At 44.6% G+C, this 21,520-nt stretch carries 23 protein-coding genes; 21 read left to right on the top strand and 2 right to left on the bottom strand.

Annotated elements, in window-relative coordinates:
* Positions 1-38: 38 nt before the first annotated feature.
* The 19 genes from efp to scpB all read left to right on the top strand — a co-directional run bounded on the left by efp (position 39) and on the right by scpB (position 15,748).
* A complete protein-coding gene (gene efp / locus ACKI5G_RS09320; RefSeq protein ID WP_407399755.1) occupies positions 39-596 on the top strand; it encodes an elongation factor P in 558 nt (185 codons plus the stop codon).
* A gap of 163 nt (positions 597-759) precedes the next feature.
* Complete coding sequence (locus ACKI5G_RS09315; protein WP_407399753.1) at positions 760-1,155, top strand: Asp23/Gls24 family envelope stress response protein; 396 nt, start codon at positions 760-762, stop codon at positions 1,153-1,155.
* Positions 1,156-1,166: 11 nt separating this feature from the next.
* Complete coding sequence (gene amaP, locus ACKI5G_RS09310; protein WP_407399751.1) at positions 1,167-1,739, top strand: alkaline shock response membrane anchor protein AmaP; 573 nt, start codon at positions 1,167-1,169, stop codon at positions 1,737-1,739.
* A gap of 13 nt (positions 1,740-1,752) precedes the next feature.
* Positions 1,753-2,013 (top strand): DUF2273 domain-containing protein, encoded by a 261-nt coding sequence (locus ACKI5G_RS09305; RefSeq protein WP_407399749.1) that lies wholly within the window; start codon positions 1,753-1,755, stop codon positions 2,011-2,013.
* Positions 2,014-2,056: 43 nt separating this feature from the next.
* Complete coding sequence (gene nusB / locus ACKI5G_RS09300) at positions 2,057-2,491, top strand: transcription antitermination factor NusB (protein WP_407399747.1); 435 nt, start codon at positions 2,057-2,059, stop codon at positions 2,489-2,491.
* A 68-nt stretch (positions 2,492-2,559) separates the two neighbouring features.
* Positions 2,560-3,762 (top strand): exodeoxyribonuclease VII large subunit, encoded by a 1,203-nt coding sequence (xseA, locus tag ACKI5G_RS09295; RefSeq protein WP_407399745.1) that lies wholly within the window; start codon positions 2,560-2,562, stop codon positions 3,760-3,762.
* A gap of 4 nt (positions 3,763-3,766) precedes the next feature.
* The gene (gene xseB, locus ACKI5G_RS09290; protein ID WP_407399743.1) at positions 3,767-4,009 is read left to right on the top strand and encodes an exodeoxyribonuclease VII small subunit; all 243 of its coding nucleotides are present in this window, start codon (positions 3,767-3,769) and stop codon (positions 4,007-4,009) included.
* A 2-nt stretch (positions 4,010-4,011) separates the two neighbouring features.
* Positions 4,012-4,896: a polyprenyl synthetase family protein gene (locus tag ACKI5G_RS09285; protein WP_407399741.1), complete on the top strand. Its 885-nt coding sequence runs from the start codon at positions 4,012-4,014 to the stop codon at positions 4,894-4,896.
* A gap of 15 nt (positions 4,897-4,911) precedes the next feature.
* A complete protein-coding gene (dxs, locus tag ACKI5G_RS09280; protein ID WP_407399739.1) occupies positions 4,912-6,798 on the top strand; it encodes a 1-deoxy-D-xylulose-5-phosphate synthase in 1,887 nt (628 codons plus the stop codon).
* A 2-nt stretch (positions 6,799-6,800) separates the two neighbouring features.
* Positions 6,801-7,631, top strand: a complete 831-nt coding sequence (locus tag ACKI5G_RS09275) for a TlyA family RNA methyltransferase (RefSeq protein WP_407399737.1) — start codon at positions 6,801-6,803, stop codon at positions 7,629-7,631.
* Positions 7,632-7,668: 37 nt separating this feature from the next.
* A complete protein-coding gene (locus ACKI5G_RS09270; protein WP_407399735.1) occupies positions 7,669-8,529 on the top strand; it encodes an NAD(+)/NADH kinase in 861 nt (286 codons plus the stop codon).
* Positions 8,526-8,987: an arginine repressor gene (gene argR, locus ACKI5G_RS09265; protein WP_027397068.1), complete on the top strand. Its 462-nt coding sequence runs from the start codon at positions 8,526-8,528 to the stop codon at positions 8,985-8,987. The genes ACKI5G_RS09270 and argR overlap by 4 nt, the downstream gene beginning before the upstream one ends.
* Before the next feature lie 36 nt (positions 8,988-9,023).
* Complete coding sequence (gene recN / locus ACKI5G_RS09260; RefSeq protein WP_407399733.1) at positions 9,024-10,736, top strand: DNA repair protein RecN; 1,713 nt, start codon at positions 9,024-9,026, stop codon at positions 10,734-10,736.
* 50 nt (positions 10,737-10,786) lie between these two features.
* Positions 10,787-11,332, top strand: coding sequence for an NUDIX domain-containing protein (locus ACKI5G_RS09255; RefSeq protein WP_407399731.1), 546 nt, complete (start codon positions 10,787-10,789; stop codon positions 11,330-11,332).
* Between the two features lie 11 nt (positions 11,333-11,343).
* The gene (locus ACKI5G_RS09250; protein WP_407399729.1) at positions 11,344-11,970 is read left to right on the top strand and encodes a site-2 protease family protein; all 627 of its coding nucleotides are present in this window, start codon (positions 11,344-11,346) and stop codon (positions 11,968-11,970) included.
* 50 nt (positions 11,971-12,020) lie between these two features.
* Entirely contained in the window at positions 12,021-13,109 is a 1,089-nt protein-coding gene (gene trpS, locus ACKI5G_RS09245) for a tryptophan--tRNA ligase (RefSeq protein WP_407399727.1), read from the top strand.
* Between the two features lie 192 nt (positions 13,110-13,301).
* Positions 13,302-14,216 (top strand): DUF6033 family protein, encoded by a 915-nt coding sequence (locus tag ACKI5G_RS09240; protein ID WP_407399725.1) that lies wholly within the window; start codon positions 13,302-13,304, stop codon positions 14,214-14,216.
* Between the two features lie 243 nt (positions 14,217-14,459).
* Positions 14,460-15,188 carry a segregation and condensation protein A gene (locus ACKI5G_RS09235; protein WP_407399723.1) on the top strand — a complete coding sequence of 243 codons (729 nt, stop codon included), beginning with the start codon at positions 14,460-14,462 and terminating at the stop codon, positions 15,186-15,188.
* The gene (scpB, locus tag ACKI5G_RS09230; protein ID WP_407399721.1) at positions 15,188-15,748 is read left to right on the top strand and encodes an SMC-Scp complex subunit ScpB; all 561 of its coding nucleotides are present in this window, start codon (positions 15,188-15,190) and stop codon (positions 15,746-15,748) included. The genes ACKI5G_RS09235 and scpB overlap by 1 nt, the downstream gene beginning before the upstream one ends.
* Before the next feature lie 62 nt (positions 15,749-15,810).
* Here the strand turns inward: scpB and rsmH are convergent, their stop codons facing one another.
* Complete coding sequence (gene rsmH / locus ACKI5G_RS09225; RefSeq protein ID WP_407399719.1) at positions 15,811-16,905, bottom strand: 16S rRNA (cytosine(1402)-N(4))-methyltransferase RsmH; 1,095 nt, start codon at positions 16,903-16,905, stop codon at positions 15,811-15,813.
* A gap of 118 nt (positions 16,906-17,023) precedes the next feature.
* Between rsmH and ACKI5G_RS09220 the strand changes: the two genes are divergently transcribed.
* Positions 17,024-18,046, top strand: a complete 1,023-nt coding sequence (locus tag ACKI5G_RS09220) for an alpha-hydroxy-acid oxidizing protein (RefSeq protein ID WP_407399717.1) — start codon at positions 17,024-17,026, stop codon at positions 18,044-18,046.
* 101 nt (positions 18,047-18,147) lie between these two features.
* Here the strand turns inward: ACKI5G_RS09220 and nadE are convergent, their stop codons facing one another.
* The gene (gene nadE, locus ACKI5G_RS09215; RefSeq protein WP_407399715.1) at positions 18,148-20,031 is read right to left on the bottom strand and encodes an NAD(+) synthase; all 1,884 of its coding nucleotides are present in this window, start codon (positions 20,029-20,031) and stop codon (positions 18,148-18,150) included.
* A gap of 241 nt (positions 20,032-20,272) precedes the next feature.
* Between nadE and ACKI5G_RS09210 the strand changes: the two genes are divergently transcribed.
* Complete coding sequence (locus ACKI5G_RS09210; RefSeq protein ID WP_407399713.1) at positions 20,273-21,514, top strand: hypothetical protein; 1,242 nt, start codon at positions 20,273-20,275, stop codon at positions 21,512-21,514.
* Positions 21,515-21,520: the final 6 nt, after the last annotated feature.

Genomic DNA, 21,520 nt, shown 5'->3' with positions numbered 1-21,520 from the left:
AAAATTAATTTTGCAAATTAAATTGGAGGGTTTTTCTAATGATTACAAGTACAGATTTTCGTACAGGTTTGACAATCGAGATTGATGGTGGCGTATGGCAGGTAGTAGACTTCCAGCACGTTAAGCCAGCTAAGGGTGCAGCCTTCGTTCGTACCAAGATTAAGAATGTAGAGACTGGTGCTGTTGTTGAGCGTACCTTCAACCCTAACGAAAAGATGCCTCAGGCCCGTCTGGACACTGCCCGTATGGCATTCCTCTATGAGACTGATGGCATGTACACCTTCATGGACAACGAGACCTATGAGCAGACTGAACTGAACAAGGATCAGCTGGGTGATGCGCTGAACTATCTTCAGGAGAACATGGAGGTTGCTATTCAGTCCTACAAGGGCCGTGTAATTGGTGTAACCCTCCCTAATTCCGTAGAGCTGAAGGTTACTGAGTGTGAGCCAAGTGTAAAGGGCAACACTGCTACTGGTGCAACCAAGATGGCTACCCTTGAGACCGGCTACTCTGTTCGTGTACCTCTCTTTATCAACGAGGGTGATGTACTTCGCATCGATACCCGTACCGGTGCTTACATCGAGCGTGCATAATTAAAAATATTTTTAGACTGTCGAAAAAAGTATTTCGGCAGTCTATTATTTTGCCCGAAATATGTTTTATACATAATATACACAATTCTTGAATAACAACTACATGTTTGGTATAATGATACACAAGTAATACTATGTTTATATTGATTGGGGGGGTATTTGTATGGCAGACGAAATGATTAAAATTGATGACGGTTTGGGTTCTGTTCGTATTGGCGATGAGGTTGTCAGCATGATGGCCGGCATTGCTGCTCTGGAGATTCCTGGCATAGCCGGAATGAGCGGCGGCCTGGTGGGCGGTATTGCTGAGCTTCTTGGCAGAAAGAATCTTTCCAAGGGCGTTAAAGTAGAAGTAGGCGAAAAGGAAGCCCGTGTTGATTTGTACATCATTATTAAGTATGGTGAGCGTATTCCAGATGTGGCTATTGCTGTTCAGGAGAACGTAAAGAAGCAGATTGAGACCATGACCGGGCTGAGTGTTATCGAGGTCAATGTTCACGTTCAGGGCGTGGATTTCGGCGAAGAAGAAACTAAGGAAGAAACCAGAAAGATCCGCTAGGGGGCAATTTAATGGGAGTATTTAACAGATTCCTGCTGTTTTTGTACACCTTGTTTTTTGGTGCAGTAAGCCTGGGGGTCGTTTTACTGGTATTTAATGTGGTTCCGGAAAGAGTGCTTCTCAACGAGTATCAGTTTGCTGTAACACAGTGGCAGACAGGTGCTGTTGCTGCTGTTGTGTTTATCATCAGCATACATCTGTTGTTTTGCTCCTTTGCTGGTAAAGGCAATAAGGAGCTGGCCACGGGCGATATTGTGCTGGTACACGGTACAGAGGGGGATGTGAACGTTTCCATTAACGCCATAAAGGGTATGATAGAGCGAATTTCCGGTGGTGTGCGTGGTGTACGTGAAGCAAAGGTCAAGGCTCTTTTGAAGCAGGACAAGGAAAAGGGCGACTGTCTGAATCTGGATGTTAAGCTTGAGGTGGGGCAGGAGCGCAGTATAGCAAACATTTCTGATGATGTTCGTACCCAGTCAAGCAAATACCTGACTGACATAGCATGTATTTCTAATTTTAATGTTGTGGTTTCCGTTCAGAGTATTTCCAGCGGTGTGGTTGTCAAGAAAAGACGACTGAAGTAATGGAGGTGTCTGAATGGATAACGAGATCAGTTTGAAGCAGGCTCTGGCCAACGCTTTTCGCCGTCAGTGTGAAAGACGTCCAGGGACCCTTTTGGGGATAGCAGGTGGCATTTTGATTGCTGTGGGCATATTGCTCTTTGGCTTTTGGAGTGTAATGTTTGTAGTTATTTGTGGCTTTATAGGCTGCTTTATCGGTAAGAACGTTGATAAAGGCGGTAGCTTTATAGATAATATCCGGGATTCCGTTCCCCGGGATATTCACCGGTGGCGCTGATAGCCAAATATATTATTTTGTTTAAGAATCGAGGAATATAAGTATGAGTCGTAGACAAGCTCGTGAGGTAGCACTTCAGGCTTTGTTTCAGTTGGATATGAATCCGTTGGATGAAGGTATGGATGTAGCTCAGGCCAGACAGAATGCCATTGATGCTGCTGTTTTTGCAAAGGATGAGGATGTTAAGCTGGGCAGCAAGGATATGGATTTTCTGAAGGGGCTGGTAAATGGTACTCTTGATAATCAGGAGTCCATTGATGAAATGATTACCAATAGCTCCAAGGAGTGGAAGCTGCAGCGTATGGCCGGAGTAGACAGAAATATTACCCGTATGGCTGTTTTTGAGCTTAAGTTCTGCGAGGAGAAGCTGACTCCTAATATCGTTATTAATGAAGCTGTTGAGCTGGCCAAGAAGTTTGGCAGTGATGAGTCCAGCCGTTTTGTAAATGGTATTCTGGGAGCTATTGCTCGTGTATAAGATTTAGGGCCGCATTTTTGGGTGCGGCCCGTTTTCTGTGTTTTAGAATATGCTTTTTTGGGTGAAATATGGCTGTTATCAGAAGTGTTTCTGAGATAACTAAATATATTGCGGGACTTTTAAAGAATGATCTGGCCCTGCACAATGTCACTATCAGGGGACAGATTTCCAATTTTAAGCAGTATTCTTCCGGTCATTGCTACTTTGATTTGAAGGATAAGGATTCTATTTTAAAGTGCGTTATCTGGCGAAGCTATGCGGAACGGTTGAGATTTCGTCCTGAAAACGATATGCAGGTGCTGGCCACTGGCAGCGTGGAGGTTTACGAGCGTGACGGCAAGTATCAGTTTTATGTCAGCCGTATGGCTCCAGATGGTGTAGGGGAGCTGGCTCTGGCCTTTGAGCAGCTGAAGGAGCGCCTTTCCAAGGAGGGCCTTTTTGATGCTGAATTTAAGAAGGCTTTACCAGCCTATCCAAAAACCATTGGTATTGTTACATCGCCAACGGGGGCAGTGCTGAGGGATATTTATACGGTGTCAAGGCGACGTATGCCGTCAATAAGACTGGCCCTTTATCCTGTTATGGTGCAGGGGGCAGGCTCAGCAGAGCAGATAGCCCATGGTATTGAATTTTTCAATACCAAATATCCTGTGGATGTGCTGATAGTAGGCCGTGGTGGCGGTTCTATGGAGGATTTGTGGTCCTTTAATGAGGAAGTGGTGGTTCGGGCTATTTTTAAATCCAGAATACCTGTGATTTCTGCTGTGGGCCATGAAACTGATTTTACACTGGCGGATTTTGTGGCTGACCAGAGAGCAGCCACCCCATCCCAGGCGGCGGAGTTGGCAGTGCCAGATGTGTCTGAGGTAATTCAGCGCATAAATTCTGCCAGAGAAAGACTGCAGATGGCGGCTGTTACAAGTATTAAGGACTCCAGACGGAGTCTGGAAGCTATTATGGACAGCTTTGTATTTACCCAGCCCCTTCGTATGCTGGAATCAAGCAGTATGAGGCTGGATAATTTGCAGTCGAGATTAAACAAGATAGCAATTCAGCTGGTGAAGGAGAAGAAAAACCAGCTGCTTCACGATATGGAAAAATTGGAGCTGATAAATCCTCTGGGAGTTATCAGACGGGGTTATGGCATGGTTCATGACCAAAAGGGCACTATTATCAGTGATATCAGCAATATAAAGGTTGATGATATGGTGTCAGTAAGGCTTAATGGAGGGCAGTTTGATGCCCAGATTAAGGCAATAAGGGAGGAGTAGTTCGATGCCACGGAAAAAAGAGGCTTCCTTTGAGGAAAATCTGGCGGAATTGGAGCAGATTGTTGATAAATTGGAAAGCGGCGAGGCAAGCCTGAAGGATGTTATTGATAATTATACATTGGGCATGGAGCTTTCCAGAAAGTGTCTGGCTGAACTGAAGTCAGTTGAGGACAAGATGAATGTCATCCTCAGTGAAGAGGATGGAAAAGTAGTGGAAATGCCTTTGGAGCTTGAGGGAGGACAATAATTGTGGATAAGACTCAGTGGAATGAACGAATTAAGCTAATAGAAAAAGCACTGGTGGAGGAGCTTCAGGAAGATAAGGCATTGGACCCGACTCTTTGTGAATCCATGAAATACAGCCTTACTGCCGGTGGTAAGCGCCTGCGCCCAATTCTTGTGATGGCGGCGGCTGATGCCATTGGTGCCAACGGAACTGATTTTATTCATATTGCCTGTGCTATTGAAATGATTCACACCTATTCCCTTATTCATGATGATTTGCCTGCCATGGATAACGATGATTATCGCCGTGGCAAGTTGACCAACCATAAGGTTTATGGTGATGGTATGGCCATTTTGGCTGGAGATGCCCTGCTGACCCAGGCTTTTGAGGTAATGCTTCGTCAGGACAATTTGCCGGCAGATGTGCTGTTAAAGGTAGTTCGGGAAATGTCCATTGGTGCTGGCCCTAACGGTATGGTGGGGGGACAGGCCATTGATTTGGAGGCTGAGGGCAAGCAAAAATCCCTTAGTCTTGAAGAATTAAAGAAGATGCACGCCGGCAAAACCGGTGCTTTATTTAGGGCTGCCATCAGAAGTGGTGCTATTGTGGCCGGAGCCTCTGATGAGGAGCTGGCGGCCCTTACCACTTATGCTGACTGCTTTGGCCTTGCATTCCAGATTACTGATGATATTCTGGATGTTATTGGTGATGAAGCAGTTATTGGTAAGCCTGTGGGCAGTGATGAGCGTAATGACAAGTCCACTTATGTGTCCCTTACTTCCCTTGATGAAGCCAAGAAGCTGGCGGCTGATACCGTGGCAGAAGCCGTCGATGCCTTGGAAATGTTTGGTGACAAGGCCACCTTCTTGCGGGAGCTTGTGGAATATTTGTTAAAGAGAAATAAGTAATTAAGGAGCCACACCATGTCTGAGAACATATTGGAAAAAATAAATAGTGCTTCTGATGTGGCTAAATGCAGCTTAGAGGAGCTTAAGGCACTGGCTGGAGAAATCAGAGGCAAAATTATAAATACTTGTGCTGCCAATGGCGGTCATCTGGCACCTAGTCTTGGTACTGTGGATCTGACTTTGGCCATGTACAGTGTATTTAACCCTGAAAAGGATAAGATAGTATGGGATGTGGGACATCAGGCGTACTCCCATAAAATTATCACTGGTCGTAAGGAAAGATTTAGCACCTTGCGCACCAAGGGGGGCATTACAGGCTTCCCTAAACGCTCTGAATCCAAGTGTGATGCCTTTGGTGTGGGTCACGCCAGTACCTCTATTTCTGCTGCAGTGGGTATGGCCATTGAGCGGGATATTCGCAAGCAGGATTATAGTGTTATTGCGGTAATCGGTGATGGAGCCTTTACTGGCGGTGAGGCCTATGAGGGCCTTAACTATGCCGGAACCATCGGCAAGAATATGATTGTGGTTCTTAATGACAATGAAATGTCCATTGATAAAAATGTGGGTGCAATGTCAGAGTATTTGAGCCATATTCGCATTATGCCCCAGTATCACAAGGCAAAGAAGGAGCTGCAGGAATTTTTAAAGGGGTTCCCTGGGATTGGCGAAACCGTATGGAATGCAGCTGGCTCCGTTAAGGATGGTATTTATGCCCTTTTGACTCCGGGCAGTGTCTTTGAGTCCCTTGGATATACCTATGTTGGACCTATTGACGGTCACAGCATTGAAAAAATGCAGGAGATTTTTCAAAAGGCTAGGGGCATTGAGGGCCCAGTGCTTATTCATGTACGAACCACCAAGGGAAAGGGATATTCCTTTGCAGAAAATCAGCCCCATAAGTTCCACGGGGTGGGAAAATTTAACTGCGATACTGGTGAAATGATAAAAAAGGAGGGGGCACCTCCTTCTTATACGGATATTTTCAGTGATGCTCTTATCGAGCTGGCGGGAAAGTATGATAATATTACGGCAATTACGGCGGCTATGCCATCTGGCACTGGCCTAAAGAAGTTTTCTGGGGTGTATCCGGAGCGCTTCTTTGACGTGGGTATTGCGGAGGAGCATGCCATTACTATGGCGGCTGGTATGGCGGCAGTTGGTGGCAAGCCATTTGTGGCATTGTATTCCACCTTTGCCCAGCGGGCATACGATCAGATAATTCACGATGTTTGTCTGCAAAATCTGCCTGTTACCCTTTGCCTTGACCGCGGTGGTCTTGTGGGTGCTGATGGCCCGACACATCATGGCGTATTTGATTATTCCTATTTGCGTCACATACCTAATATGGTAGTAATGGCTCCTAAGGATGAAAATGAGCTGCGGAATATGCTTTATACAGCAGCAAATTACAATGGTCCTATCAGTGTGCGTTATCCACGTGGCTCTGCCACAGGGGTACCAGTGAAGGAGGGCTTTGAGCAGCTTGAAATCGGCAAGGGGGAAATTCTTTCCAGAGATAGTAAAGCAATAGTATTACTTGCCGTTGGCAGTATGGTAAAGCAGGCTGTAAAGGCGGCACAATTTTTGAAGGAAAAGGATATTTATACCACTGTTGTCAATATGAGATTTGTAAAGCCACTGGATACTGGTCTTATTGATGAGCTGGTAAGGGATGCCCGTCTTGTGGTAACCCTGGAGGAAAATGCACTGGCTGGGGGCTTTGGCTCTGGTGTGCTGGAATATTTGGCAGATGCTGCTATCAATACCGCCAAGATTATGCGTTTTGGCATTGAGGATAAGTTTATCGAACAGGGCTCCTGCCCTGAGCTTCTGGAGCTTTGTGGTCTTCTTCCAGAACAGATTGCGGATCGCATTGCAAAGAATTATGGTGATTTATAATTATGGGTGATAATACGGAAAAAGTAAAAAAAGAGCGTCTTGACGTGCTTCTTGTGAAAAAGAATCTGGTTCAGAGCCGTGAGCGGGCCAAGACCACTATTATGGCCGGAATGGTGATTGTGGATGGCAACAAGATTGACAAGGCTGGCACCATGGTTAAGGAAACTGCTGATATCCGTGTTTTAGGAAATCAAATTCCTTATGTGAGTCGTGGTGGCCTGAAGCTGGAGAAGGCTATTAAGGAGTTTGGTGTGGAGCTGAAGGGAAAGGTTACCGCTGATATTGGTGCCTCTACTGGAGGTTTTACCGACTGTATGCTCCAAAATGGTGCTGTAAAGGTATTTGCCATTGATGTGGGATACGGTCAGCTGGCCTGGAGTCTTCGTACTGACGAAAGGGTAGTTAATATGGAACGCACCAACGTGCGCAATGTAACCCCTGAGGACATCGGCCAGTTTATTGATTTGGCCTCCATCGATGTGGCCTTTATTTCCCTGGAGAAGGTTTTGCCTGCTGTAAAGGCAATGCTGAAGCCGGATGGACAGGTGGTGGCTCTTATTAAGCCACAGTTCGAGGCTGGCAAGGAAAAGGTGGGCAAAAAGGGCGTTGTTAGAGATCCTAAGGTTCATCTGGAGGTTATTCATAAGGTTATTGACATTGCCAGGGAGATGGATTTTGTTACCAAGAAGCTGACTTTTTCCCCGGTAAAGGGCCCTGAGGGCAACATTGAATACCTTGTTTGGCTTACCAAGGACAAGGATGCTGATGATAATGTAACTGATGAAGTAATGGCAAGCACTGTTGAGCTGGCCCACAGCAAACTTGACAAATAATTTGCGGGAAGATTTGCTGAATAAAGAGGACGTCTTTATGAAGACAATTGCTATTTATCCAAATATTAATAAGGACGAATCAGCTCAGGTTATGGAAAGAATTCGCAGTTATTTTGCGGACAAGCAGGACAGGGTTCGCATTGTCATGTCACGCAGCGTTGCGGAAATGTTTAACTGCCCTGAGTACGGTATAGATGATTTGGACAATGAACCCATTGATTTGGGGCTGAGTATCGGCGGTGACGGAACTCTCTTGGGGGTATGCCGCAAGCTGTATACACGAAAGATTCCTGCTTGTGGAATCAATATTGGCCGTGTGGGCTTTCTTACAGATATTGAGTTGACGGAGCTGGAGAGCCGCCTTGATAACCTTTTAAATGGTGAGTATCAGGTGGTGGAGCGCACGGTTATTTCCGGCTCTGTTTTGAGTCAAGGCAATCGGCGTATGCTGGGCCATGCCATTAACGATGTGGTTATTGGCAAGGGGGGCCTTTCCCGTATGCTGAGTCTTAGCATGCGGATAGATGATACCATGATTAACGATTATAAAGCTGATGGAGTAATTGTATCCACTGCCACCGGCTCTACGGCCTATTCCCTTTCAGCTGGCGGACCTATAGTAAATCCAAGTGTTCCTGCACTTCTCATTACGCCAATTTGTCCACATACCTTGGATGCAAGACCAATGATAATACCTGATGATGAGGAAGTGCAGATTTATATAGCGGCAGTTCATCAGGATATTCAGATGACCTTTGACGGTCAGGAGAGCTTCCAGCTTTTGCCCGGGGATGTGGTTTATATCCGCAAGGGAAAAAACCCAGCGCGCATAATAAAATTTGGTGACAAAAATTATTACGACACTCTAAAAAGTAAGTTATGGGGGAATTCTAAATGAAGGCTCATAGACAATCAAAGATAAAACAGATTATTGAAAATCAGATAATTGAGACTCAGGAGGATTTGGCCGCAGCCCTTAGAGCAAGGGATATTGAGGTTACCCAGGCCACCGTTTCCAGAGATATCAAGGATATGCAGCTGGTGAAGATTCCTTGTGGTAATGGCAAGTATCGCTATGCCTATCCAATGGATACCCAGACCATGCACTCCGAAGACCGTATGCAGCGCCTGTTTAAGGAACTGGTAAAAAAAATTGACTATAGTGAAAACATCATTGTGGTAAAGACCATGCCGGGGGCAGCAAATTCAATTTGTGCAGCCCTTGATAATGCCCGGTGGCCTGAGGTTATTGGCACTGTGGCCGGTGATGATACCATTTTGGCAGTGGTAAAGTCCTCCAGTATGGCTGAGGATGTGGCTCTGAAGCTGGAAGCCATGAGTATGGGGATTAAATGATTGAAGGAATGTTTGGGTAGCTAGGAGATTTTCAAAATGCTCAACACGCTTACAATATGGAACTTTGCTTTGTTGGAGCAGGTTCAGATAGATTTTGACAAGGGACTCAATATACTTACCGGAGAAACAGGTGCCGGAAAATCAATTCTTATTGATGCACTGGGGGCCATGCTGGGAAATCGCCTCTCCACGGATTTTATCCGCACGGGGGCTGACTGGCTTCGGGTGGAGGCTATTTTCACTCTGGATAATCAGCCAAAGGTTATTGAGTATCTTAATGAAAATGCCATTGATACCACAGAGGGGGAGCTTATTATCACCCGTCAGATAACCAGCAATGGACGTGGCACCATATTGGTTAATGGCTGTCATACCACTGTGGCCGTACTGAAAAAATTGGGAACCTTGCTGGTAGACATCCATGGCCAGAACGAGAATTTGGCCCTTCTTAATGCGGCTAATCAGTATAAGCTGGTGGATGGTTCAGATGACCGTATCGAGGTTGCCTTAACGGCTTATCAGGGGGCCTTCAAGTCCTTAAAGGACAAGGAGCATCAGCTGGCTGAAAAGGAAAAAAGCTCTGCTGACAACGAGCAAAAGCTGGAAATGCTGAAGTGGCAGGTACAGGAAATTGAGGCGGCCCAGCTTCAGGAGAATGAGGATGAGGAGCTGGAAAGGGAAATAAAGAAGCTGTCAAATGCGGAAAAGATTTCCAATTATATCGGGGAGGCCTGCCGGAATCTCTACGGTGGCGGTAACAACGGTATAGGCATTGTCAGTGCGTTGGAAGAAGTGATAGAGAATCTAAGGGATCTGTCACGATTTGATGATTCACTGGATAATGTAACGGATACTATAAAAGAGGCTTGTATTCAGATAAAAGAAGCTGCCTATGAGGTACGGGACTATGGTGATGAGCTGGAATTTAACCCACAGCTTTTGGATAAGCTCCAGAGCCGTATGGATGTAATAGATAAGCTGCGGAAGAAATACGGTGCCACCATTGAGGATATTATGGCTTTTAAGGAAAAGGCCCAGCAGCAGCTCAATGACATTGAAAACTACGATGATGATATTGCTGCATTGAAGCAGGAAATCTCTAAGGCCCGTGAAGAAGCCACATCCTTTGCCCAGCGCCTTACGGAGCTAAGAAAACAGGCTGGGGACAGACTTTCCATGGCCATTGAGGAGCATCTTCATGAGCTGGGAATGCCCGATGCCAGATTGGAGATTGCCATTAATGAGGCTGGTGAGCTTGGCAGTCTTGGGGCTGATGAGCTGGAAATTCTCTTTTCCGCCAATCCGGGACAGGATCTGCGTCCAATTCAGAAGGTGGCCTCTGGCGGTGAGCTTTCCCGTATTGCACTTTCCATTAAGGCGGTTACAGCCTTTAGGGATGATTCTCCTGCCAGCATGATATTTGATGAAATTGACACGGGTATCGGTGGCCGTACTGCCCAGATGGTGGCAGAGCGTATTGCCATGGTGGCGGCGGACAAGCAGGTGCTTTGTATTACCCATTTACCTCAGATTGCCTGCATGGCGGATGTGCATCTTTACATTAACAAGCAGGTGGTTAACGGCATGACATCCACCTCTGTACGAGCCCTTACTGATGGGGAACGGGTTAATGAAATAGCCCGTATGGCCTCTGGGGTGGACGTATCTGCGGCATCACTTGATAATGCCCGTGAAATGCTGGCTAATGCCGGGGTAAAGAAGCAGCAATACAGCCGTAAATTAGGTTGATTATGGACTAAAGCAGAGTTTTATACTAAAATATTTTTTTGGAGGCTTCTATGTACGAAGACTTAATTGAAATAAAGGAATCCAGCGAGAATATATTTGATGGCAATTTGCTCCATGTAAAGAAGGATAAGGTGAAGCTGCCAAATGGGGGCACTGCCTACCGAGAGTGGATCAAGCATCCCGGAGCTGCAGCTGTTATTCCCGTTACGGAGCATGGCCAGATTATTCTCGTAAGACAGTATCGTTATCCTATTGATGAGGTAACTCTGGAAATTCCGGCGGGGAAGCTGGATATGCCAGGGGAGGACCCTTTGGAGTGTGCCAAGCGTGAGCTTAGCGAAGAAACCGGCTATACTGCCAAGGAGTATAAATTCTTCACAAAGCTGGCCACCTGTGTAGGCTTTTGCAACGAAGTTATTTATATCTATGCTGCCAAGGGGCTGGAGCCAGGAAAGCAGCATACAGATGAAGATGAATTTATTAATGTGGTTAAGCTGCCTCTTGCGGAAGCAGTGGCAATGGTGGAGGATGGACGCATAAATGATGCCAAATCAGTAACCGCCATTTTAATGCTTGACCGCATTCTGAATAAATAAATGGAGGATTTATGTTTGATTTTAATTTGATGAGTATTATTGCAGGGCTGCCTGGGTTGCTTTTGGCCTTGGTTCTTCATGAATATGCCCACGCCAGGGTAGCTGTGGCCATGGGAGATTTTACGCCAAAGCTCACTGGCAGATTAACGTTAAACCCAATGGCGCATATTGACCCTATTGGTTTACTGATGCTTTTGGTAGCCCGTTTTGGCTGGGCAAAGCCGGTTATGGTAAACCCAAGAAATTTTAGAGATATGAAGAAGGGCAATATTTTGGTGGCTCTGGCCGGTCCTGCAGCCAATTTTTTAACTGCCTTTGTAACACTTTTTATTATGATGGTGTTATTTAAGCTGGGAATGTTAAACACAGTGGGAATAAAGACTGTATTGTCCATGATTGTTCTTTTCAATATCAACTTTGGAATTTTCAATCTGATTCCACTGCCACCTTTGGATGGCTCCAAGATTCTTCTGGAGTTTTTACCGGGCGAGCTGGCTTATAAGTATATGGGCCTTGAAAGATACAGCTTTATCATTCTCATTATTTTGATAATGACGCCTGTTCTTGGCAGCATTTTACTACCACTGTCAAGCCTTATTTTACACCTATTTGAAACGATATTAGGTTTATTCCTGTAATAGGGTAACATAAATGAATTATTCAAAACTGAGAGGGGTTTCAATAAAAAATGGAAAAGATTATTTTAACTGGTGACAGACCAACTGGCAGACTTCATATAGGTCATTATGTAGGCTCTCTTAAGCGCAGAGTTGAGCTGCAGAATTCCGGGGAGTTTGACAAAATCTACATCATGATTGCTGATGTTCAGGCATTGACCGATAACTTTGAGAATCCTGAGAAGGTTCGCCAGAACATCCTGGAAGTAGCCCTGGACTATCTTTCTGTAGGTCTTGATCCAGCTAAATCTACGCTGTTCATTCAGTCCCAGGTGCCTCAGCTTACTGAGCTTACCACCTACTATATGAATCTGGTTTCTGTTTCCCGCGTGGAGAGGAATCCTACCGTAAAGGCTGAAATTCAGCAGAAGAATTTTGAAAAGAGTATTCCTGTTGGCTTCTTTACCTATCCTATCAGCCAGGCCTCTGATATTACAGCATTTAAGGCAACCCTGGTTCCAGTAGGTGAGGATCAGCTTCCTATGCTGGAGCAGACCAAGGAAATCGTGCGCCGCTTCAATATGATTTATGGTGGTGAAGCTCTTATTGAGCCGGATATTATGCTCCCGGAAAATGAGACCTGCCGTCGTCTCCCAGGTACTGATGGGAAGGCAAAGATGTCCAAGTCCATTGGTAACTGTATCTATCTTTCCGATGATGCGGAAACTGTTCGCAAGAACGTTATGGATATGTACACCGATCCTACCCATATCAAGGTTTCTGATCCAGGTCATGTGGAGGGCAATGCAGTATTTACATATCTTGATGCCTTCAGCAAGCCGGAGCACTTTGAGAAGTATCTCCCAGAGTATGAGAATCTGGATGCCCTTAAAGAGCACTACACCCGTGGCGGTCTTGGTGACGTAAAGATTAAGAAGTTCCTGAACAGTATCCTTCAGGAGGAGCTGGAGCCTATTCGTGCCCGTCGTAAGGAGTACGAAAAGGACATTGCCGGCGTTTATGAGATTTTGAAAAAGGGTAGTGCAGAGGCCAGACGTGTGGCAGAAAACACCCTGCAGGACGTAAGAAACGCCATGAAAATAAACTACTTCTCCGACGAAGAGCTTATCAAGGCACAGACAGAAAAATATCAGGGATAATATATGGATTAAGGCGTGCTGCGGTGCGCCTTATTTTTTTAGACTAAAATGCAGGATAAAAGGGCCGTTTTGGCGAAGCATGATATTATCTTGATGGAATAATTTAAGTATAAAGGAAATGCTATCGATATATGCGTAGGATAGGTATTCACAGAAAAAGCAGTTCGTAATCGGTAAAAGGAGGAAATGGCAATGGCTAATATGATTAATGATGCAAATCGACTCTCCCCCTTTAAGAGCATACGAGATGTTACCAAGAATAATGGCAGTAAAAAGGAACGTAATATCTCTCATAAGGTCGGCAAGGATTATGATGTTTCCCTGACCAATGATGGCAAATTTTTTGCAACAAGGGAAGTCAAGGAAGATAAAGGCATCTCTCTGCAGTCGATTACTAAAAATAAATGGAATGTAACACCAGAGGAGGAAAAGCTTTCTCCAAAGGCAAAGGAGTTCTTGGCTAAGCTGCGGGAACAATATGGTGACTATGAATTTCTGGTTGCTGATAATGTGGATAATCCGTTGGATATTGCCGGTCCAAGTGATAAGAGCTATTTTGTTATGCTTTCAACAGAAGAAATTGAGCGTATGGCTGAGGATGAAGAGTATGCCAATAAGGTGATGGGCAATATAGACTCAGGTGTACATACATTGCAGGATATTCAGGAAAGCGGTGAGCTGGGTGAGGGCGTACGCTTTAGTCGGCTAGGAATATCATTTGATGCTGATGGTAATATGAAGCTGTTCGCTGAGTTGGAAAGATTTACTGAAAAGCAGGAGGAAATTAGGCAGGAGGCAGCAGAAAAGCGGGAAGAGGATAAAAAGTTGGCTGCCCGTGACCATTCCAAGGCTCCTCCAAACCGTCCGAAGTTACCGAATCAGCAGGAGCTTATGGGAGCTATCAGGATTCATACCGAAAACAGAGAATATCCTAATGAAAATGCGTGGAAGCTTCTTCAGCCAGAATTAGCTGATGGTGTATCACATAAAGGGATAAATGGAGAGCATCATTCCCAGGATAATGCTCCTGTTAAGACTGTTCGTCTGCAGGCAGGTTCTGTTGAGGAGTTAATGGAATTAATAAAAAATATCAATTGGGATGAATAAATTATAAAATTGAAACACAAAAATTTAGAGGGGCTTTTGCATTACATTTACATGCAAAGCCCCTTTGTATTGGCAATGATGTTCTTACACCATATTATTTGTGTGGATATTTCTGGCGGAATGCAAAAAAATAAGCAATATCAGTAGTAAAACTACAATAAAAAGAAAAGTGAGATGGCAAAAATATCCTTTATGATATATAATATTTATCTAGTCAAATTATACTAAACGAGGAATAAATTAATGGAAAAGTATTCAGTAAGGCTGGAGAGTTTTGAGGGGCCTATGGAGCTGCTCATGCACCTTATTGATAAAAATAAAATTGATATTTATGATATTCCTATAGCGGAGCTCACGGAACAGTACATTGATTATCTCGATCAGTTCCGTGAGTTTAATTTGGAAATTGCCAGTGAGTTTTTGCTGATGGCGGCCACATTGTTGCAAATAAAATCCCGTATGATGCTGCCAAAGCCACCTAAATCCAAGGAGACGGAGGAGACCCAGGATATTGACCCTCGTCAGGAGCTTATTGACCGCATTTTGGAGTACAGAAGATATAAGGAAGTCAGTACGGTGCTTCTTGATATGCAGGATATGCAGGAAAAGTATGTAACCAGAGCTCCAATGGAGCTGCCGATACATCATCTGCCTCCTGATAATCTGTCGATGCAGGATTTGGTAAGGGCTTTTAGTAATGTTCTGGCCATGCACAAGGAATTAAAGCTTCCCGATGCCCTGGTGGAGCCTGAGGAATACACCATTTCCGATAAAATGGAGCTTTTATTGTCATTGTTAAATAAAAGTGGTGGTAAGATTTCTTTTGATGATGCATTTCATACGGGAAACCGTTCAGAGCTGATTACAACATTTCTGGCTATGCTTGAGCTTATAAAGGTAAAGAGCATCAGAGTGTATCAGGTGGATAGGTTTTCTGAGATTTTTATTGAAGTTAGAGTTGGTGAAGATTAATGTTTATGGGTGAACTGACTGGAGCTCTGGAGGCTGTACTGTTTGCCAGTGGGGATCCGGTGTCAGCACAGCAGCTGATGGAGATTTTTGGAATAGATATTGAAAGCCTTGATGAGCTGGTTGAGGCCCTGCAAAAGTCTCTTGATGAGCGGGGCAGTGGTGTTATGGTTCAGCATGTTGCCGGTGGGTGGCAGCTGGCCACCCGTCAGGAGTTGTTTTCCTATGTGGAAAAGCTGACGGAAACCAAGGAAAAGAAGCTATCTGCCGCTGCCATGGAAACCCTGTCCATCATCGCCTTTAAGCAGCCAATTACCAAGCAGGAGGTTGAGCACATCCGCGGTGTTCATATTGAAAAGGTGCTGGCTAAGCTCATAGAGCTGGAGCTGGTGCGGGAGTTGGGGCGTAAGGAAGTTTTGGGAAGGCCGATTCTTTACGGTACCACTGATAATTTCCTCAAGTGCTTTGGTCTTAACGAGCTGACAGACTTGCCGGATTTGCCTACAGTGGAAATTGATGACAAGGAAATAGAGCAGCTTACTCTCATAGATGAAAATCAGTAAAAAATAAGGACTGTTCCGTTACTGGAGCAGTCCTTTTCTGATACCTAGATATACGATTAATTTTATTTAATCGCCCAGCGCAGCTTGGTGGAATGGGCACGGCTGTTGTTATAGCATTCTTCCTTGCTGGGCCTGATAACCTCTGTGGAAATATCACTGTATATTCCGGCTCTTTTTAATGCTTGAAAAGCCTTTTTTACAATACGGTCCTCGCCGGAATGGAATGTTAAAATGGCCGCTCTGCCTCCATCTCTCAATGCATCGGGAAGCTTTTCCATAAACTCATACAGAACCTCAAATTCCTGATTTACATCTATGCGGAGGGCCTGAAAAACTCTGGCAGACGATTTCTTAACTGCCATGTCCCTTTCTTCTTTGGACAGCTTTACCTTTTGCAGCGCCTTGATGATTTCCTGATGAAGGGCAACAGTGGTTTCGATTTTGATGCCCCGCTTTAAATCGTTGCAAATCTGGCGGGCAATTTCCTCAGCGTATGGCTCATCAGAGTTTTCAATAAACATTCCAGCCAGCTCGTCTCTGTCCACTTCCTTAAGGCGTTCTGCAGCAGAAATTCCGGATTTTGAATCGAGTCTCAGATCAAGAGGACCATCTGCTTTATAGGTAAAGCCACGTTCTGGGTTATCTATCTGCATGGAGGAAACACCCAGGTCAGCAAGGACGAAATCAAAGCCTCCTACCTCCTGGGCCAGCTTATCTATTTCACAGAAGTTCATCAGCCTTGGGGTCCATATATCTTCCCCAAAACCATCCTTTCTAAGGCGGGCTTCTGTTTTGGCTTCCTCAATACTGTCAATGTCACCGCTATATAGATGACCCTTGCCCTGCAGCTTTTCCAGCATGGCTCGCGTATGGCCACCATACCCCAGTGTACCATCAAAGCCCTGTTCTCCGGGTTTTATATTCAGCACCTCAAGTATTTCCTTTACCATAATGGGAATATGCATACCAGCCGGGGTGTTGCCCTTGGCCATAACATGCTTTATTTGGTCACCATATTTGTCTGGATTCAGCTCCTTGTATTTTTCGGAGAATTTTTTGGGGTATTTGCCGCTGTAGCGGACACGTCGCTTATGGGGAGTCTGGCTCTCCTGTGGGGCCTCCTGTTTCACAAGATTTTCTTTATCATTAGTAGTCATATATACTCCTTAAAATTGTCACAATTATTTAAAAAATAAGTATTTTTTCCTTTATTATACGTTGCTTCGGATATTATAATATACAAAGAGAGTTTTGTGTAGTGTAAGGAGGTTTGTTATGAATTTTTCAGAGGTTATTTCCAAGGCCAAGGAATGTATTGGGGATAAGTGCCATGCCTGTCCCGTGTGCAACGGACGTGCCTGCAGAAATGTTATGCCAGGTCCCGGTGCCAAGGGCGTGGGAGATACTGCTATCCGCAATTATGACAAATGGCAGGAAATCCGCATAAATATGGATACCTTATGTCAGGGGAAGGCTGTAGATACTTCTCTGAGCCTTTTTGGAAAGAAATTTAAGGCACCGTTTTTTGCAGGACCTGTAGGCGCAGTAACGCTTCATTATAGTGATAAGTACAATGATGTAAGCTATAATGAGGTACTGGTAAAGGCCTGTGCGGAAAATGGTATTGCTGCCTTTACTGGTGACGGCGTGGATGCCGGGGTTATGCAGGCGGCCACCAAGGCTATAGCAGCTAATAAGGGTATGGCTGTGCCAACTGTGAAGCCTTGGAATATTGACACCATAAAAGAAAAGATGGCTTTGGTAAAGGAATCTGATGCCTTTGCTGTAGCAATGGATGTGGACGCTGCTGGCTTGCCATTCCTTAAGGGGATGAATCCACCAGCAGGACCAAAGAGCACGGCTGAGCTGAAGGCCATTGTTGAAGCTGCAGGACGTCCATTTATTGTAAAGGGTATTATGACTGTAAAGGGTGCCTTGAAGGCGAAGGAGGCTGGAGCTGCCGGTATTGTGGTATCCAACCATGGAGGCAGGGTTCTGGACCAGTGTCCGGCCACAGCTGAGGTGCTGCCGGAAATTGTGGAGGCTCTTAAGGGGTCAGGGGTCAAGATCCTTGTAGACGGTGGTATTCGTACTGGTACCGATGTATTTAAGGCCTTGGCCATGGGTGCTGATGCTGTGATAATAGCCCGTCCGTTTGTAACTGCCGTATATGGCGGTGGGGAAGAAGGGGTAAAGGCTTATATTGATAAAATTACAGGGGAGCTGGAGGATACCATGAGTATGTGTGGTGCCTTCTCCCTGGGGGAAATCGATGCAGACATGGTGGGATTGCCATAAAATCAAATAGACGTATGTCATAAAAAGTAAACGCACTGGTGTCTGAATCAATCAGCTCACATCAGTGCGTTTTAAGTATCATCAACGATATATCATGGTGTTTATTTTAACAGTTCTTCCTTAATTCGGCGATACTGTCTTGTATAATAAACTCCATTTTGGGCTTCCCTGTGGTCAAAGCCGTAGGCTCTGCGGCTGACGGCAATAATAGGAGGGGCCTGAATGCGCTTGGCCACTGCCATACCGGTGAACTGCTTCCACCAGCGTTCCAGATCCTCGATGAATTCCTTGTGGGTAGGGAAGTATTTTTTTACGATGCCCTTTTCACAGCCAAGCTTTTCCTCCAGCATACCATCACGATACCAGCGAAGAATATCTGCAGGAGTAGCCTTTTCCCAGCGTTCAACAAAGCTTCTGAAAAGAAAGTCATGATAAGGATATTTTATCGGATCACCCTTACCTTCATCCACATTTTGTGCAGAGGACAGCTCAGCACTTGGAACAATGTCGATGGTGGCTTGCGGAATAACCTCTCTGCCGTATACCTCCGTATTCATGTAACGGGCCAGATCGTATACCTGGAATTTCCAGAGATCAGCCAAAGCACACAGGAATCCTGACTGGTCACCATAAAGTGTGGAGTAGCCTACAGTAGTTTCCGCCTTGTTGGCATTGCAGGTAAATCCACCACCAAAAGCAGCAGCTATTCCAGCTAATATTCTGGCACTACGGTCACGGGCCTGAATGTTTTCTGCCACAAAGGAGCTGACTTTTAAAGTTTGTACGGAGTTGTCCTTCATAAAGGTTACAGGAATTGTTTCCAACTGCTTTATAGTATGATCCACAGATTCCTGAATTGGCATTATCATATAGTGACAGCCAAGATTTTCTGCCAGCTTGTGGGCAAGGCCCTTGGTGGTTTCAGAATTAAATACACTTGGCATATTAACCAAGAGTACGTTTTCAGCACCGAGAATATGAGTGTAGAGGGCTGCCGCCACAGCTGAGTCAATACCACCTGATACGCCGATAACCACCTTGTTCATATATATATCCTTTAGGAAGGACTGAACACCGTATTTAAGGGAGTTGAATATGTTGGCAATCTCAGGCTTAGACTGCCATTTGGCCTCAGGCATATTATTAATTTCTTCCAGCTCTACATAATTAATACCTTCAACGTATTTCTCCATGCGTACTACAGGATAGCCATTGCTGCTGTATGCAGTGCTGGAGCCGTCAAAGGTATAAATAGTCTTGCCGTTATTCTGAATGCCCGTATTGTTTACATAAATAAGAGGTGCACCGTTATCCTTGGCCTCCTTGCTGAAAATCATGTTGCGTTTCTTATTTTTGCCAATAGTATAAGGGGAGGAAGAAATATTTACATAGAAATCTACGCCCTTTTCCTTAAGAAAATCAATAGGGGCGTAGTTGTAATTGTCACTCCAGCCGTCTTCACACAGGAAGCCACCAATAGAATACATCTTACCATTTATATCCAGGCGAACAGGAGAGATAAGATCATTTACGTTGACATTTTTTTCCTCTGCCAGCTGCTTTAAGCTATAAAAATGACGAGTATCATCAAATTCACGATAATTTGGCATCAGGGTTTTGATAACAAAAGGATATGGCATATTATCCGGTGCTACCAGCTTGCCATGATATGCTGTAAAGAGAGCATTGAACTTTCTTGGACGGCCATCAGTATTTTTCTTGTTCCAATCCACTGCAACATTACCAAAAATAATAGCCATGTCCTTGGATGCTTCGATGATATCCTGTCCACATTCCTCGCAATCCTTGATAAATGCAGTCTGTTCCCAGGTATCACCCAGCAGATAACCTGGAATGGACATCTCAGGGAAAATGATAAGATGAGCCGAATTGCTTTTGGCTTCCCGTATCATTTCCAACATTTTTTTAGTGTTTTCATCAGGATGACCAGGAATAACCCGAAGCTGTGCTAATGCAATTTTCATTAAAACCCCACACTCCTTTGCATAAAATCGTTTTATGTTTCCATAAACTTACTCTGATAAATATATTGTAACAGAAAAAGCAGGATTTTTCAGATTTTAAGCAAATTATTAGTATATATCTGATACAGTAGTTTTATTTAAGAAAATATTAAAGTGTGTTACAATAGAATTAACTTATGAAAGAAGGGCAAAAGGATTTGCCTTTTGGACTCTAAAAGGATTTGGAAGAAGTGGTGGATATATGAATTATAAAGGCGCACTTATAGTTGGCATATTATTGGAAATACTGTTGGCTGGAGCTGCGGCTGCTTTTTATTTCCTGTATTATGTTCATACACCTGCATATTCTATGAATTCATTGCAGAAGGCTGTGGTAAATCATAATACTGAGGAATTTCAAAAATATGTTGATTTGGATGCCGTGCTAAATAAAGGAGCCAATGACCTCAGCAAGCTGGTAGATGCGGACAGCCCGGATAAGCAGATGATTCTGGATGGTAGTCTGGTTGAGCAGACCAAGGAAGATATCTTATATTTTGTGGCCAATGAAAAATGGCCGAAGGAGGAGAATGTTTCTCAGGTAACGGCTTTCCAGGATAAAATTGGTCTTCGCACCATGTCCATGAGAAAGATTGAATATGTTTCCAAGGACCCTGTTATTGAAGCAGAAGAGGGAGAGGAAGCAGCTGAGGGGGCAGAATCCAAGGAAGCTGAAACTGCTACGGTGGCTATTAGGATTTATGAGCCAAATTATGGCGACAGCTTTGTTTTGAAATTTAAAATGCGCCAAACTGGTGAAGAAACCTGGCAGATTTATGACATTATCAATTATGACGAATTCGTGGATGCTCTGGTTAAACAGAATGACCGGGATATGAAGCGGTATGTGGATAAGGTTCGGACAAATCTTAAAAATACAGAGGACAAATTTGCTGAGCTGAAAAAGAAGATTCCGGAGATAAACAAAGACTGGATCATAGAGGCTGAAAAAATCATGAAGGAATCCTGTGAGGGCCTTGATGAGCTGAATGTTCCAGTGGGTGGAAAGCATCTGGAGAGTCTTCTTGCAGAGCGCAAATCCATTTTTTATGAAATGATGGATGATTATTATACCTCCCTTAACCATCAGGAAAGGGTGGCGGATTACAAGAAGCATGCTGAAGAACAGGCCAAGGAGGATGCGGCCAAGGCAGCCAGAGGGGAAAAGGTTAAGAAACGTCGTACCCCTAATTTTGAGGCCCAGGCTACCAAGATTAATGGAGACGTATCTGAATCAAATAAGCGTTGGGAAGAAAATAAGGCTGAAATAGCCAAGATTATTGGTCCTTCTGATGAGGTCCGGGCCCGTGGTGTAAGGGCAATGCGTAACAATGACGATGCTGCTGTAAGAGCTGCAAATTACCCTGGTGCTGATGCTGAAGTCGGGGCAGATTATAGTCCGGTCAGGGCGGAAAACCTGCCGGAAGTATCGGCCATAAAGTAGGTAGTT

The organism is Anaerovibrio sp. (assembly GCF_045637405.1).
In the GTDB taxonomy this organism is placed as follows: domain Bacteria; phylum Bacillota; class Negativicutes; order Selenomonadales; family Selenomonadaceae; genus Anaerovibrio.
Note: the sequence above shows the minus strand (reverse complement) of the source record. Positions and strands in the feature narration are given on the sequence as shown.